The sequence below is a fragment of the Limnohabitans sp. genome (assembly GCF_040400975.1).
Taxonomy (GTDB): Bacteria; Pseudomonadota; Gammaproteobacteria; order Burkholderiales; family Burkholderiaceae_C; genus Limnohabitans_A.
Window position 1 is genome coordinate 33,165 of record NZ_JBBAPF010000023.1, and the last position, 14,016, is coordinate 47,180.

Annotated in this window: 12 protein-coding genes; 8 read left to right on the top strand and 4 right to left on the bottom strand. The window is 59.7% G+C overall.

Translation table 11 applies throughout. The features are described from left to right. The first annotated feature begins 39 nt into the window (after window positions 1-39). The 3 genes from glmS (at window position 40) to ABWQ00_RS12625 (ending at window position 4,542) form a co-directional block, all read left to right on the top strand. Window positions 40-1,899: a glutamine--fructose-6-phosphate transaminase (isomerizing) gene (gene glmS / locus ABWQ00_RS12615; RefSeq protein ID WP_353239028.1), complete on the top strand. Its 1,860-nt coding sequence runs from the start codon at window positions 40-42 to the stop codon at window positions 1,897-1,899. 473 nt (window positions 1,900-2,372) lie between these two features. Beyond that, the gene (locus tag ABWQ00_RS12620; protein WP_353239029.1) at window positions 2,373-4,058 is read left to right on the top strand and encodes an AMP-binding protein; all 1,686 of its coding nucleotides are present in this window, start codon (window positions 2,373-2,375) and stop codon (window positions 4,056-4,058) included. Window positions 4,059-4,071: 13 nt separating this feature from the next. Then, window positions 4,072-4,542 (top strand): SET domain-containing protein, encoded by a 471-nt coding sequence (locus tag ABWQ00_RS12625; RefSeq protein WP_353239030.1) that lies wholly within the window; start codon window positions 4,072-4,074, stop codon window positions 4,540-4,542. Between the two features lie 16 nt (window positions 4,543-4,558). Here the strand turns inward: ABWQ00_RS12625 and ABWQ00_RS12630 are convergent, their stop codons facing one another. Continuing rightward, complete coding sequence (locus ABWQ00_RS12630; protein WP_353239031.1) at window positions 4,559-4,876, bottom strand: VF530 family protein; 318 nt, start codon at window positions 4,874-4,876, stop codon at window positions 4,559-4,561. Window positions 4,877-4,997: 121 nt separating this feature from the next. Between ABWQ00_RS12630 and ABWQ00_RS12635 the strand changes: the two genes are divergently transcribed. From ABWQ00_RS12635 to ABWQ00_RS12650, 4 genes are all read left to right on the top strand, one after another. Continuing rightward, a complete protein-coding gene (locus ABWQ00_RS12635) occupies window positions 4,998-7,397 on the top strand; it encodes an AAA family ATPase (protein ID WP_353239032.1) in 2,400 nt (799 codons plus the stop codon). A gap of 171 nt (window positions 7,398-7,568) precedes the next feature. After that, window positions 7,569-8,204, top strand: coding sequence for a LuxR C-terminal-related transcriptional regulator (locus ABWQ00_RS12640; RefSeq protein ID WP_353239033.1), 636 nt, complete (start codon window positions 7,569-7,571; stop codon window positions 8,202-8,204). A gap of 39 nt (window positions 8,205-8,243) precedes the next feature. Then, window positions 8,244-8,537, top strand: a complete 294-nt coding sequence (locus ABWQ00_RS12645) for a hypothetical protein (protein WP_353239034.1) — start codon at window positions 8,244-8,246, stop codon at window positions 8,535-8,537. 145 nt (window positions 8,538-8,682) lie between these two features. After that, window positions 8,683-9,327: a LuxR C-terminal-related transcriptional regulator gene (locus ABWQ00_RS12650; RefSeq protein ID WP_353239035.1), complete on the top strand. Its 645-nt coding sequence runs from the start codon at window positions 8,683-8,685 to the stop codon at window positions 9,325-9,327. Window positions 9,328-9,378: 51 nt separating this feature from the next. Here the strand turns inward: ABWQ00_RS12650 and ABWQ00_RS12655 are convergent, their stop codons facing one another. Then, the gene (locus ABWQ00_RS12655; protein WP_353239036.1) at window positions 9,379-9,969 is read right to left on the bottom strand and encodes a Crp/Fnr family transcriptional regulator; all 591 of its coding nucleotides are present in this window, start codon (window positions 9,967-9,969) and stop codon (window positions 9,379-9,381) included. Window positions 9,970-10,255: 286 nt separating this feature from the next. Between ABWQ00_RS12655 and ABWQ00_RS12660 the strand changes: the two genes are divergently transcribed. Next, entirely contained in the window at window positions 10,256-10,942 is a 687-nt protein-coding gene (locus tag ABWQ00_RS12660) for a cyclic nucleotide-binding domain-containing protein (RefSeq protein WP_353239037.1), read from the top strand. Here ABWQ00_RS12660 and ABWQ00_RS12665 read toward each other — a convergent pair. Together ABWQ00_RS12665 and cysK are read right to left on the bottom strand one after the other, a co-directional pair. Beyond that, window positions 10,931-12,757, bottom strand: coding sequence for an NAD(P)/FAD-dependent oxidoreductase (locus ABWQ00_RS12665; protein WP_353239038.1), 1,827 nt, complete (start codon window positions 12,755-12,757; stop codon window positions 10,931-10,933). The genes ABWQ00_RS12660 and ABWQ00_RS12665 overlap by 12 nt on opposite strands. Before the next feature lie 42 nt (window positions 12,758-12,799). After that, the gene (gene cysK, locus ABWQ00_RS12670; protein WP_353239039.1) at window positions 12,800-13,720 is read right to left on the bottom strand and encodes a cysteine synthase A; all 921 of its coding nucleotides are present in this window, start codon (window positions 13,718-13,720) and stop codon (window positions 12,800-12,802) included. Between the last annotated feature and the right edge of the window lie 296 nt (window positions 13,721-14,016).

Here is a 14,016-nt window from a genome sequence, read left to right on the forward strand (position 1 = left end):
CACCAGTTTTGATAAAACACCCCATTCAGGAGCTTCAACATGTGTGGCATCGTCGGCGCCGTTTCTTCCCGCAACATCGTTCCCATCCTGGTACAAGGCCTGCAGCGGCTGGAATACCGTGGCTATGACTCCTGCGGCGTGGCCGTGCATGCGGCCAGTCTGGGGGGTCAAGGTGGCTTGCAACGCGCCCGCAGCACCTCACGCGTGGCCGAGCTGATGGACCAGGTCACGGCCGACCACATCGAAGGCGGCACCGGCATCGCCCACACCCGCTGGGCCACGCACGGCGCGCCTGCGGTGCACAACGCGCACCCGCACTTCAGCCACGGCACAGGCGCAGCAGACGCCAAACCGGGCAAGGTCGCTCTGGTGCACAACGGCATCATCGAAAACCACGAAGAACTGCGCGCCGCCCTGCAGTCCAAGGGCTATGTGTTTTTGAGCCAGACCGATACCGAAGTCATTGCCCACCTGGTGGACAGCGTGTACGACGGCGACTTGTTTGAGGCGGTGAAGACCGCCATCCGCCAACTGCACGGCGCCTACGCGATTGCCGTCTTCCACAAAGACGAGCCGCAGCGCGTGATCGGCGCGCGTGCAGGCTCGCCGCTGATCTTGGGCGTGGGCCAAGGCGAAACCTTCCTCGCCAGCGACGCGATGGCCTTGGCCGGTGTGACCGACCAGATCGTCTATTTGGAAGAAGGCGACGTGGTCGACATTCAGCTGGGCAAATACTGGGTGGTGGACCGCGAGCACAAGGCTGTGACCCGCGCCGTGAAGACTGTGCACGCGCACAGCGGCGCGGCAGAACTTGGGCCCTACCGCCACTACATGCAAAAAGAAATTTTCGAGCAGCCCCGCGCCATTGCCGACACGCTTGAAGGCGTGGAGGGCATCACGCCTGAGCTGTTTGGCGACGGCGCCTACAGCACCTTCAAGGCGATTGACAAGGTGTTGATCTTGGCCTGCGGCACCAGCTATTACAGCGGCTGCGTGGCCAAGTACTGGATCGAGGCGATTGCCAAAGTGCCTTGTCAAGTCGAGATCGCCAGCGAATACCGCTACCGCGAATCGGTGCCCAACCCCAACACGCTGATCGTCACCATCACCCAAAGCGGCGAGACCGCCGACACCTTGGCCGCGCTGCGCCATGCGCAAAGCCTGGGCATGACGCACACGCTCACCATTTGCAACGTGTCCACCAGCGCCATGGTGCGCGAATGCAAGCACGCCTATGTGACCCGCGCAGGTGCTGAGATCGGCGTGGCCTCCACCAAGGCTTTCACGACCCAGTTGGCCGGTTTGTTCTTGCTCACGTTGGCTCTGGCGCAGACCAAAGGGCGCCTGTCCGACGAAGAAGAAGCCGGGCACATCAAAGACATGCGCCACCTGCCCGCCGCGCTGCAAGCCGTGCTGGCGCTGGAGCCGCAAATCATCGCTTGGGCGCAAGAATTTGCCAGCAAAGAAAACGCGTTGTTCCTGGGCCGTGGCACCCACTACCCCATCGCGCTGGAAGGTGCGCTCAAGCTCAAAGAAATCACCTACATCCACGCCGAGGCTTATGCGGCGGGTGAGTTGAAACACGGCCCCTTGGCCTTGGTGACCAGCGCCATGCCCGTGGTGACCGTGGCCCCCAACGACCAGCTGCTCGAAAAACTCAAGAGCAACATGCAAGAAGTCCGCGCCCGCGGCGGCGTGCTGTATGTGCTGGCCGACGGCGACACGAAGATCGAAAGCAGCGAAGGCGTGAACGTGATCCGCATGCCTGAGCACTATGGTGTGCTCTCACCCATCCTTCACGTGGTGCCCTTGCAGCTGCTGAGCTATCACACGGCTTGTGCTCGGGGCACGGATGTGGACAAGCCACGGAACCTGGCGAAGAGTGTGACGGTAGAGTAGATCAGCTAGTGAGCAATTTCGATAATGCTAAATTCATCAAAGTCCTCATTAAAGTTGGCACTGGCTTAATTTACAAAGGTCCATACACAACTATTCAGGAGTGGTTGTTTGAGCGTGTCAGAGCGCTTCGAGAAGATCAGAAACTTTCTTTCAACGCAATCGCTGCAAATTGAGCTAAGTTTGGATTGAAGTCTGCTCGAGTTAAGACATTGGTTGCCGGTAGTTATTAAAAATTAAAAATCTGCGCACAGTGAGCACTTTGCTGGGCGATCGTGTGAGAAGCCAGCATCTGATCGACGCTGGGGCTGAGCGACAAGATCGAACCGGAGTGGAGGTGCTGCCGTATGGACAAGCCGACACGCTGGTCTAGTGCCCATCGCCTTGAACCCCAAACGGTTAATTCTCGGTCTGGTTCAGCTTGGTGTTAATTTCTGCACTTTCGCGCGCCCTGCGCATTCAACCCGCACCGATCCATGACGATTCATACCGACTTGCCGCACCCGCGCACCCCGTCTTCGGGCTTGTCCCATGTTCGAGGGTTTGACGATCAGCCCTTGAGTCACGCTTGTTTGCACGAATTGCTGGCCCAAGCTGTGCTGCGCTGGCCTGAGCGCGATGCCGCGATTTTTTGTGCCGAAGGCATACGATGGAGTTGGGCTGAATTTCAAAACCAAGTGAATGCCGCCGCAGCCGCCTTGCATGCACTGGGAGTCCAGCGGGGCGACAGGGTGGGCATTTGGTCACCCAACCGATCCGAGTGGTTGGTCACGCAATTTGCCACGGCCCGTCTGGGAGCGATTTTGGTCAACATCAACCCCGCTTACCGGGTAGCCGAGTTGGCTTATGCGCTCAACAAGTCCAGCGTATCGGTTTTGGTCAGTGCCAGCCGGTTCAAAACCAGCGATTACCTGGGCATGCTGGTTCAACTGGGCTTTGGCACTGCGGACACCCAACTGCCGACTTTGCGGCATGTGATTCGCTTGGGTGCAGGGGGCCATGCCGACATGCTGGATTGGTCGGCCTTGATGGCACAAGGCCACACCCGCTTGCCCGATGCGCAAAGCCTGAATGCCCACCAACCTATCAACATCCAGTTCACCAGTGGCACCACGGGCGCGCCCAAAGGGGCGACCCTCACCCACCACAACATCGTGAACAACGCCATCGCGGTGGCTGCTTGCATGCGGCTGTCTGAGCAAGATCGCCTTTGCATTCCGGTTCCGCTGTACCACTGCTTTGGCATGGTGTTGTCGGTCTTGGCTTGTACATCGGTCGGGGCGGCCATGGTATTTCCGGGTGAGGGGTTTGATCCGGTGGAGACTTTGTCGGCTGTGCAAGCCGAACGCTGCACGGCTTTGCATGGCGTGCCGACCATGTTCATTGCCGAGCTCGACCATCCCGAGTTTTCTAAGTTCGATTTGAGCACCTTGCGCACCGGCATCATGGCGGGTGCGCCTTGCCCCATTGAGGTGATGCGGCGGGTTCAGTCGCTCATGCACATGCGCGAGGTGACCATTGCTTATGGCATGACGGAGACCAGCCCGGTGAGCTTTCAAAGCGCCACCGACGACCCACTCGACAAGCGGGTCACCACGGTGGGCCGCGTCTTGCCTCACTTGGAAGTGCGCATCGTCGATGCGCAGGGCCAAACCGTGCCGATTGGTGAAACGGGTGAACTCTGTACCCGGGGTTATTCGGTCATGCAGGGCTATTGGGACGAGCCAGAACGCACGGCCGACACCATCCAAGACGGCTGGATGCACACGGGCGACTTGGCCACCATGGACGCGGAGGGCTACTGCAACATCGTCGGGCGTCTCAAGGACATGGTGATCCGCGGTGGCGAGAACATTTACCCGCGTGAGATCGAGGAGTTTTTGTTTCGCCATCCCAAAATAGCCGCGGTCCAGGTTTTCGGTGTGCCGGACGAGCGTTATGGCGAGCAACTGTGTGCTTGGGTGGTGCAGCGCCCGGGGGCCGACTGCACCGAGCAAGAGCTGCGGACCTTTTGCGAGCAGAACATCGCGCACTTCAAAGTGCCACGTTACATCCGCATGGTTGAAGAGCTCCCGGTCACGGTGACGGGCAAGCCGCAAAAGTTTTTGATGCGCGAGGCCATGGTGGCCGAATTGGGCCTGAACCGCCCGGCGTCGGCCTGAACCTGAAGCCTTCGTGAAGCCTTCACCATCGTCCAGATCCATCGAGGTCCTGTCTTCGGGCGTTCATGGCAAGGGTGTTTTTGCCACACGGCACATGGCCGCAGGTGAACGGGTTATTGAGTACGTGGGTGAGCGCATCAGCATGGCCGAAGCCATTCGCCGCCACCCGCACGATGCGGCCAACCCAGACCACACTTTTTACTTTCACTTGGACGATGGCCAGGTGATCGATGCGCTGTACGGTGGCAATGACTCTAAATGGATCAACCATTCGTGCCGCCCCAATTGCGTGCCCGATGAAGTCAAGGGCCGCATTTACATTGTGACGCGCAGGGTTGTTTACAAAGGGGAGGAGCTGAGCTTTGACTATGGCCTGTTCAGCGACGAGCCCATGACCGATGCGCTGAAAGCCCGGTATGCCTGCCGCTGTGGTGCCCCCAAGTGCCGGGGCTCGATGTTGTCAGACGGAGCGCTCAGACCCTGAAGCCTGCCCCTGCCGATCAAAAGCCCTGGCGTTTTTGGTCGCGCAGCATGAACAGGTAAAGGCTTTCCACCTTCTCGCGTGCCCATGGGGTTTTGCGTAAAAATTTCAGGCTGGAGCCCACGCTGGGCTCGTGGGTAAAGCAGCGTACAGGGATGCGTTGGCCCAGATCGTCCCAACCATAAAAGTCGGCCAGTCGGGTCACGATGGCTTCCAAGGTCAGGCCGTGCAGCGGGTTGCGTGGTTGTGATGGCTGATGGGGCCGCTGTGCTCGGGTGCTTGAATCCGGGGTGGTTGGCAAAGGGTCAGGCGTTGGGGTGGTGTCGTCGGCTTGCATGGCCCGATTGTCAGCGCAAAAAGCCACGCCAATCGATATTTGGGCCTGTCGGTGGCTTGGCGCACAGTGCTTGAGCCGCTCGGAGCCCTAGGCTCAGGCTTTGTCAAGAGCGCGATGTCCGATGACTGTTGCCGAACTGATCCCCTCCGACTTGCGCCTGACCGTGGACCCCGCCTCGTTGGGCTTTGAGGACACGTCCGAGTTGCGTGGGCTTGCCCTGTCATGGGTCGGTCAAGAGCGTGCCGAGACGGCGGCCCGGTTTGGTTTGCAGATGCGCCAGCCAGGCTACAACCTGTTGGTGTTGGGCTCGGCAGGCATGGGTAGAACCCGCATGCTGACCCGCATGCTGCACGAACAAGCGGCCTTGCGCCCCGTGCCCCCGGACCTGTGCGTTTTGAACAACTTTGCACAAACCGATCGGCCATTGGTACTGCGGGTACCTGCGGGCCAAGGTCGACTGTTGCGCCAAGGCATGGCTTTATGGGTGCAAGCCATTCAGGAGGATGTGCCGCAGCGTTTGCTAGAGGCTGATTTTTGGGCCGCACGCCAAGAGCTTGTGCAGACTTTCAAGGCCCAAACAGAGGTCGCTTATACAGCGCTGACCGCCTACGCGCAGGCGCACCATTTTGCGGTGGTGCGCGATCAAGGGCACATGGTGTTCACACTGAAAGACGCCCAAGGGGCGCCGGTGACCGCGACCAAAGCCTTGTTGCTCAGCCTTGCCGAGCGCACGGCCCTGAACGCAGCCGAAGAGGCGCTGCGGGCGGAGCTGGACCATTACCTTGAGACCGTTCGTGTCACAGAGCAGGCCATGGCTCAAGCGCTGGATGTTTTGCGTCAGCGCTTTTTGCGGCCGGTTTTGGCGGATGGATTGACTCAGTTGCGCCAACAGCTGAATTTGCCACCTGACAGCGATATCCGTTTGGCGGCCTACATGGAGCAGGTCTTGCAAGCCTTGCTTGAAAAACACCGCCTGCTGATGCCCGGTGAGGATGAAGCTACGCGGCGTACCGACTTGGCGGTGCTGCTCTCAAGCCTCAGCGTGAACTTGGTGGTGGACCACCATGCCTCTCAAGGGGCGCCGGTGGTTGTGGAGGAGAACCCCGTGTTCAGAAATCTGTTGGGCGGCATGGTCGATGACGAGGCGCTGATGAGCAACTTTGCGGATTGGCGTGCGGGCAGTTTGCTGCGGGCCCATGGCGGCTTTTTGTTGTTGCACCTGCAAGACCTGTTGGCCGATGCGGCTGTCTGGGAAAGCCTGCGGCGCCTGATGCGCAGTGGACGGCTGGAGTCATCAGGGGCTTCACCCCGTTTTTCTCCAGGTCAGACCTGCGAGGCGATGGGTGTGGATGTCAAGCTGGTGCTGATCGCTTCGGTCGCAGCTTTTGATACCGTGCAAGAGGCTGACCCTGAATGGGTTCGCCGTTTTGCTTGCAAGGTGGACTTTGCCGAGACTTTCAAGGCCACACCCCAAACGGCGCACGCCATGGCGGTGGGGGTGGCACACACCTGCGAGCGCTTGGGTTTATTGCATTGCTCTGCTGCGGCTGTAGCGCAGATCATGGAGGAAAGTCACCGAGCAGCGGGTGACCAAACGCGCCAATGCGGCCGTGTGGGATTGACGCGGGCTTTGGTGGTGGAAAGCCATGCACTGGCCCAAGCGCGAGGTGCGGCACGGGTGGAAGCGCAGGATGTGCTGGCCGCCAGCCAGGCCCAGAGGGCGCGGCGGGATGGTTTAGAGACAAGGGTCCAAGACAGCATCGCCAGCGGTGAACGCTTGTTGGTGGTCAGTGGCGAACGGGTGGCGCAAGTCAATGGTTTGACCGTCATGGACCAGGGCGACCACAGTTTTGGGGTGCCTGTGCGGGTCACAGCCCGTTCGTTCGCAGGCGACGAGGGCCTGCTCAACATCGAGCGCGAGGTCGACATGTCTGGGCCTATTCACGACAAAGGGGTGCTGATCTTGCACAGCTATTTGTCAGGCCTGTTTGCCCACATTGCGCCCTTGTCCATGAATGCCGCAGTGGTGTTTGAGCAAGAGTACGGCGGTGTGGAGGGCGATTCGGCCTCTTGCGCCGAGTTGTACGCCTTGTTGTCCAGTTTGTCGGGCTTGCCTTTGCGACAAGGCATCGCGGTGACGGGGGCGGTCAACCAGCAAGGGGATTTGCTGCCGGTGGGCAACATCAACGAGAAGATCGAGGGTTACTTTCGCAGCTGTGAATCACTGGGTTTGGATGGCCAACAAGGGGTGTTGATGCCAGCGCGCAATCGGCGGCATTTGATGCTGGCGCCCCAGGTGGTGCACGCCGTGGCACGGGGAGACTTTCACATCTATGTGGCCAACCAGGTGAGCGAGGGCATGAGCTTGCTCACCGGTTTTCCTTACGGCCATTGGGGGCCGGGGGGGTATGCGCTGGGCTCGGTGCTGGGCCGTGTCCAAACCACGCTGCAGCGTTTTCGCCAAGCCTGTGAGTTGTTGGCCTCGAACCGATCTCCGCGCCGATCGCGCTCGCCCCGGTGATCGATGGGGCTGGCATCGTTTGCAGGTGGCTGGGGTTCAGTACTGGTTTGAAAGTAATGATTTTGATTTTTTCAAGGATTTTCGTTTGGCCTGTTCAGGGCTATCGTGGTGAACAGCTCTTGTTCCCAGTTGTGCTGGGCAGTGTGTGCAGTGTTTCAGAAAGAAAAGAAGATGAGCATTGAACTGGTTTTGGCCGATCCCCAGCCGGTGCTGTTGGCGGGTTTGTCGCAGGTGTTTCAGGCATGCCCCGAGTTTTCGGTCAAGGCCTGTGCCAGCACCGGTGACGATGCGCTGGCTGCCGTCAAAAAACACCAACCGGACATTTTGGTGATGGATATTTCCTTGGCCAATCGAAGCGGCTGGTCGGTCTTGGAGGACGTGCAGCAACACCACCCGCTGACCCGACCAGTGGTGTTCACGGATGCACCGATTGAAGATGTGATGCGCGTCATCGATCAGGGCGTACAGGGTTTGGTGGGCAAAGACAAGTCACGGCAAGCCTTGGCGCATTGCATTCAGGCCGTGCATGCAGGCCACCAATGGCTGGACCGAGACCTGACCCTGAAGAGCCTGTCTGTGCTGATGGCGCAGCAGAAAAAAAAGCCTGTGCCCATCACGCCCCTGACGCCCCGCGAGTTGACCGTGGCCCGCATGGTGACCCAGGGTTTGCCGAACAAAAAAATCGCCAGCCAGCTGTTCATCAGTGAGGGCACTGCCAAGCTGCACCTGCACCATATTTACCAAAAATTGCAATGTCCCGGACGCATGTCTTTGCAGCGCTACATGCAAGACAACGGCTTGATGTGAAGCGTGTCGATTGCATTTCAACCAAGAAGAGGAGCCCCCATGGCAGAGGACCCAAAAAAACATGAAACCGAGTACGTGCAAAACATGAGCCAGCATTACAAGCAGGCAGCAGAAGAGTTGCTGCACGCTTATCAACGCAACAAGGAGGCCGCTCGCCACCACGAGGCGGGGGCTTTCAAGGCCGCTTTGCATCACGCCAAGCTGTCCAAGCACCACAGTTTCAATGCGCACGCGCATTTGTCCGATGCACTGGGCATGGCCGAAAAAATCGATGCTGCACAAGCGTGGCCTGGCTTGGCTGTGCGCCCGCCATCCGGCTCGGGCGTTCACTGAGCCACAGATGCGTGCTTTGTGTGCTGTTGCGAACAGACAGAAACCGGAATCCTGCCTACATTGAACCCAGTACCTGAATTGGCACACCTGCACCCATGTGCAGGACCCGCAGTTGCTGTACTGGATCAATCAAAGGAGTGTTGCCATGTCCATCCGTGTTCTGTTGTCATCGAAGCACAAAGTGGTGTCAGAGGGCATTGCTGCTGTCTTGCGAACTCACCCTGACATCCACTTGCTGGGGATCGCCGATAACGACGAAAGCACGCAAGCCCTTTGTGCCGAATCGGGTCCCGATGTGCTCTTGCTGGGACTGCACGCCAATGGCCAACAAGACTTGTCTTTGTTGCAAAAAATTGCGCAACAACCGATCAGCCCGCACATGGTGGCTTTTTCGGGAGACACCCATCGGCACTCGATCATCGAAATTCTGGATGCGGGCGCCAAAGGTTACGTCTCGACGACCAGCAGCATTGACGAGTTGATGTCGGCCATACGATCAGTGGCTTCGGGGCGGCATTATTTGTGTCAGACCGCTGCCTCTGAAATGATGGCCTCCGTGCGCAAAATGCGTGCGGGTGACAGTTCAGGGAAAAGCCATTTGGGCAGCCGAGAAGAGCAAGTCTTGCGTTTGATTGCAGACGGATTTTCTTCCAAAGAAATTGCGCGAAATTTGCAAATTGCACCGAGCACAGTGGAAGTGCACCGACGCAACATCATGCGCAAAGTGGGCCTGCACAAGGTGGCCGATTTGACCCGTTATGCCATCCGCAATCAGATGGTTTCGGTCTGATCGTGACCAGTGCCCAAAGCTTTCTTTAGCGCACACTGTGCACGGTGAGTTTCAGCTCGGCTGGGCTGCTCGTGCCAAGCCGGGCAGGTCCAGCACATGCACTTGGCCGCGTGAATAGGTCAAGAGCCCTTGGTCGCGCAGTTGGCCTGCGGCCAGCGTGATGCTCACGCGCCGAACCCCCAGCATGCGGGCCAGATGTTCATGGGTCATTTGCAAGGTGTTTGTTTGGGCGGTCTGGGCCGAAAGCACAAGCCAGGCCGCCAGTCTGGCTTGGATGTCCAGTGTCTGGATACTGGCCGCCAAATAGGCCACATGCGTGACCAGCAACCACAACTGGTGTGAAATGGCATTCAATATGGCAGGGTGCTCCAGTGCCAGTGTTTGGAGGGTTGCGGCCTGGACGTACCAAGCCTGGCCTGCGCTTTGCACAAGGTGCTGAATGCTGTGTGGGCCGCTGTTGAGCACATGGTCCAGTCCTACCGCATGCGCAGCCCCCAGCAAGCCAACAGCCAAGCCACTGTGGTGCTCGTCCTGAACCATCATGGCCACAGTGGCACCCGCCAAAAAATAAACCAGCGGCTCACTGTCCTGCGAATTGAGCCATTGCCCTGCCTTCAAGGAAACGGGCAGGCAAGTGTTCAACAGCAGCGATTGCTCCTGCACAGGCAGTTGAGAAATGAGCCCGTTGTCTTTAAGGTTCACAATAGAAACCCGTGCAGATGGAAAGCGTGAGCTGACATGGTCACAAATTGAATGTGGGATTTAAGGGCATGGATGGAGGAGTGTGAGTATAGGTTCGGTAAATCCTGAGTAAATCACGTTTTTAATCCATATTTGTGTTCGATAAAGAACATAAAATCCATATAAACAAGATTTATCATCCTTAAGATTTAAAACAGTGACCCTCTCCCATTCGACCAATTCATTGATGCAGCATTTGCAACAGGCGGCCCCTGAACTTGTGTCAGCCTGTGAGCGGGTCGATCTCAAGCCAGGGCCTTGGCCGGGTCCGGATGGCATGACCGATGACTGCCTGTACTTTCCTGAAACGGCTTTACTGGCTTTGTCTTTGCCTTCTTCGGCGGGCGGATTCAGCACAGCCCAAAGCGCACGTCTGGCTTTGCTGGGTCGCCACAGCGTCTGGTCACCCCGTCAGGCGCTCTCCAGCGATTTTCTGGCCGAGGTGCTCGTCCCCGGTCATGCCATGCGGGTGTCCGATTCGGTGGTTCGTGCCGTCAAAACGCCCTTGGCAACGTGGTGGTTGCAGGTGGCGACCAGCAACCAACATTTGATTTCCCAAATGGCTCGCATGACCTTGTGCGCGCACAAGCACAGCGCACCACAAAGCCTGGCCAGCTGGTTGCTGATGGCCCAGCACAACAGCGGCGCCAGCCCGCTGCAGATACCCATGGTGACCTTGCGTGACTGGCTGGGATGGGCCCCCGATACATGGCAAAGCGCCTGGGGTGCACTGGAAAGCCAAGGGGTGGTGGACCTGATGGGTCAGGGCCCATCGGCAAAAATTCAGATCAAGGCTTTGGAGGCGTCTGGTTTGGCCTGTGCCTGTCACCAAGTGGCCAAACTGCATGACCCAGGCCAAGGCTCATGGGGCTGAGGCATTGGCCAGCATGGCCTGAGCCAAAGACTCGGCCACCTTGATGCCATCGACCCCGGCCGACAAAATGCCCCCCGCGTAGCTGGCACCTTCGCCTGCCGGGTAAAGGCCCCGGGTGTTGGTGCTTTGGTGGTCGTCGCCACGCGGGATGCGCAGGGGCGAAGAGGTGCGTGTCTCCACCCCGGTCATGACCGCATCGGCCATGTCATAGCCCTTGATCTTGCGGCCAAACACCGGCAGCGCTTCGCGCATGGCTTCTATCGCGTAGTCTGGCAACACATCGGCCAAATCGACGAGCTTCACGCCGGGTTTGTAAGACGGCAGTACGCTGCCCCAGGTGGTGGAGGGGCGCAGCGCCAAAAAGTCGCCCACCAGTTGGCCGGGCGCTTCGTAGTTGCTGCCGCCCACTTCAAAGGCGCGGGATTCGAGTTGCCGCTGCAGCACGATGCCGGCCAGCGGATGGGCCTGAGGGGGCTGCTGTGCGGCCCAGGCCTGGGCTTCTTGCGCCAGTTGAGCGCCTTCTTGTTCGCCAAAGGCGGCTTGCCAGGCGGCGGTGCCCAGAGGGTAGTCGGGCGGGTCGATGGCCACCACAATGCCTGCGTTGGCGTTGCGCTCGTTGCGCGAGTACTGGCTCATGCCGTTGGTGACCACGCGACCCGGCTCGCTGGTGGCCGCCACCACGGTGCCGCCGGGGCACATGCAAAAGCTGTAAACCGCGCGGCCGTTTTGCGCGTGGTGCACCAGTTTGTAATCGGCCGCGCCCAAAAGGGGGTGGCCCGCGTGGCGACCCCAACGGGCCTGGTCGATCACGCTTTGCGGGTGCTCGATGCGCACGCCAATCGAAAAAGCCTTGGCCTGCATGGCCACGCCACGGCGGTGCAGCATGACAAAAGTGTCGCGCGAACTGTGGCCCAGGGCCAGCACGGCATGGCGCGTGTGCAGTGTCTGGCTTTGACCTGTGCGCAGGTCTTGCACCTGCAGCCCGGTGAGCTGCTGGCCATCTGCATAGGGCGCGAGCAGCACATCGCTCACGCGCTGCTCAAAGCGAATTTCGCCACCCAGCGCGATGATTTGTTCGCGGATGTGCTCGACCACCTTGACCAGTTTGAAGGTGCCGATGTGCGGGTGCGCAGCGTACAGGATGTCGGCAGGCGCGCCGGCTTTGACGAACTCGTCCATCACCTTGCGGCCCAGGTGACGTGGGTCCTTGATCTGGCTGTAGAGCTTGCCATCACTGAAGGTGCCTGCGCCGCCTTCGCCAAACTGCACATTGCTCTCGGGGTTGAGCACCTTTTTGCGCCACAGGCCCCAGGTGTCTTTGGTGCGTTCACGCACGGGCTTGCCGCGCTCCAGCACGATGGGCTTGAGGCCCATTTGCGCCAGCGCCAATGCGGCGAACATGCCGCACGGCCCAAAGCCCACCACCACCGGGCGCTCGCCTTCTTCCGAGCCAAAACTGGCCGGAACCTGGCAAGGCGGATGCCAAGCCATGTCGGGCGTGGCTTGGATGTGGGGGTTCTTTTCAAACTGCTGCAGCAAGCGGTTTTCGGTCTCTGCATCAGCCAGCGAAAGGTCGACGATGTAGACCGCCAGCAAGTCGGCCTTGCGGGCGTCAAAGCTGCGTTTGAAGACCTGCAAAGTGGCGATGCTGGCGGCGTTGATGCCCAAGGCTTGGGCCGCCAGTTGGCGCAGCGCATCGATGGGATGCGGCGTGGGCAGCCGGTCCTCGTCGGTTTCGGAGGGTGCATCGGCGGCGCGGCGCGATTCAATCGGCAGGGCCGACAAGGGGAGTTTGAGTTCTGAAATCCGGATCATGGCAACCTCTGTGGCTTGTGGTTATCAAGCAAGAAGCGCTGATTATCCTTGAGGCAAAAAGCCATCGACCGACAAATAACGCTCGCCCGTGTCGTAGTTAAAACCCAGCACGGTGGCCCCTGCAGGCAGCTCCGGCAGCTTTTGCGCGATGGCCGCCAGCGTGGCGCCCGATGAAATGCCGACCAACATGCCTTCTTCGCGGGCCGAGCGGCGGGCGTATTCGCGGGCTGCTTCGGCGTCGATCTGGATCACGCCATCGAGCAAGGACGTGTCGAGGTTCTTGGGAATGAAGCCCGCGCCAATGCCCTGGATGGGGTGGGGTGCGGGTATCCCACCGGAAATCACAGGCGAAGCAGCAGGCTCGACCGCAAACACCTGCAGATTCGGAAACTTGGCCTTGAGCACACGAGCCACACCCGTCAGGTGTCCGCCTGTGCCCACACCCGTGATGAGAGCGTCAATGCCCTGTGGAAAGTCAACCAGGATTTCCTCTGCGGTGGTGCGCACATGCTCATCGATGTTGGCCGGATTTTCAAACTGCTGGGGCATCCAAGCGCCGGGCGTGCTGGCGACCAAGGCCTGGGCACGGGCAATCGCCCCTTTCATGCCTTCGGCGCGGGACGTCAGGTCAAAACGGGCGCCGTAGGCCAGCATCAGGCGGCGGCGCTCGATGCTCATGCTGTCGGGCATGACCAACACCAGCGGATAGCCCTTGACGGCGGCCACCATGGCCAAACCGATGCCGGTGTTGCCCGAGGTGGGCTCGACGATGGTGCCGCCGGGCTTTAAGGCGCCAGATTTTTCAGCGTCCTCGACCATGGCCAGCGCGATGCGGTCCTTGATGGAGCCGCCCGGGTTGCTGCGTTCGGACTTGACCCACACATGGGCACCCGTGCCAAACAGGCGCTGGATGCGCACATGCGGCGTGTGGCCGATGGTGTCGAGGATGCTGTAGGCTTTCATGGCGGCTCCAAGGGGGTTGATGCGGTTTTGAACCATTGTGAGCGAGGGGGCCGAATGCCGATGTCTTGCACAGCACCAACAGAACTTGGCCCATGACGTTGTGAGGCACCATATCCGAGGGAGCGCTCAGGTCATAATGACCGGGTGAAGCTCGCCAGACCGCCGCTGGTGCAATTTCCGAAAGGAAGCACTGGAGGAACGTCCGGACTGCACAGGACAGCGTAGGAGGCAACGCCTCTCCACCGTGAGGTGAGGATAAGAGCAACAGAGACGAGCCGATTGAGTTCGGGTGAAAC

Excerpts from the sequence above, each read along its gene's own strand:
- glmS (WP_353239028.1), top strand. The coding sequence starts at position 40 with ATGTGTGGCATCGTCGGCGCCGTTTCTTCCCGCAACATCGTTCCCATC.
- ABWQ00_RS12620 (WP_353239029.1), top strand. The coding sequence starts at position 2,373 with ATGACGATTCATACCGACTTGCCGCACCCGCGCACCCCGTCTTCGGGC.
- ABWQ00_RS12630 (WP_353239031.1), bottom strand. The coding sequence starts at position 4,876 with ATGCAAGCCGACGACACCACCCCAACGCCTGACCCTTTGCCAACCACC.
- ABWQ00_RS12635 (WP_353239032.1), top strand. The coding sequence starts at position 4,998 with ATGACTGTTGCCGAACTGATCCCCTCCGACTTGCGCCTGACCGTGGAC.
- ABWQ00_RS12640 (WP_353239033.1), top strand. The coding sequence starts at position 7,569 with ATGAGCATTGAACTGGTTTTGGCCGATCCCCAGCCGGTGCTGTTGGCG.
- ABWQ00_RS12645 (WP_353239034.1), top strand. The coding sequence starts at position 8,244 with ATGGCAGAGGACCCAAAAAAACATGAAACCGAGTACGTGCAAAACATG.
- ABWQ00_RS12650 (WP_353239035.1), top strand. The coding sequence starts at position 8,683 with ATGTCCATCCGTGTTCTGTTGTCATCGAAGCACAAAGTGGTGTCAGAG.
- ABWQ00_RS12660 (WP_353239037.1), top strand. The coding sequence starts at position 10,256 with ATGCAGCATTTGCAACAGGCGGCCCCTGAACTTGTGTCAGCCTGTGAG.
- ABWQ00_RS12665 (WP_353239038.1), bottom strand. The coding sequence starts at position 12,757 with ATGATCCGGATTTCAGAACTCAAACTCCCCTTGTCGGCCCTGCCGATT.
- cysK (WP_353239039.1), bottom strand. The coding sequence starts at position 13,720 with ATGAAAGCCTACAGCATCCTCGACACCATCGGCCACACGCCGCATGTG.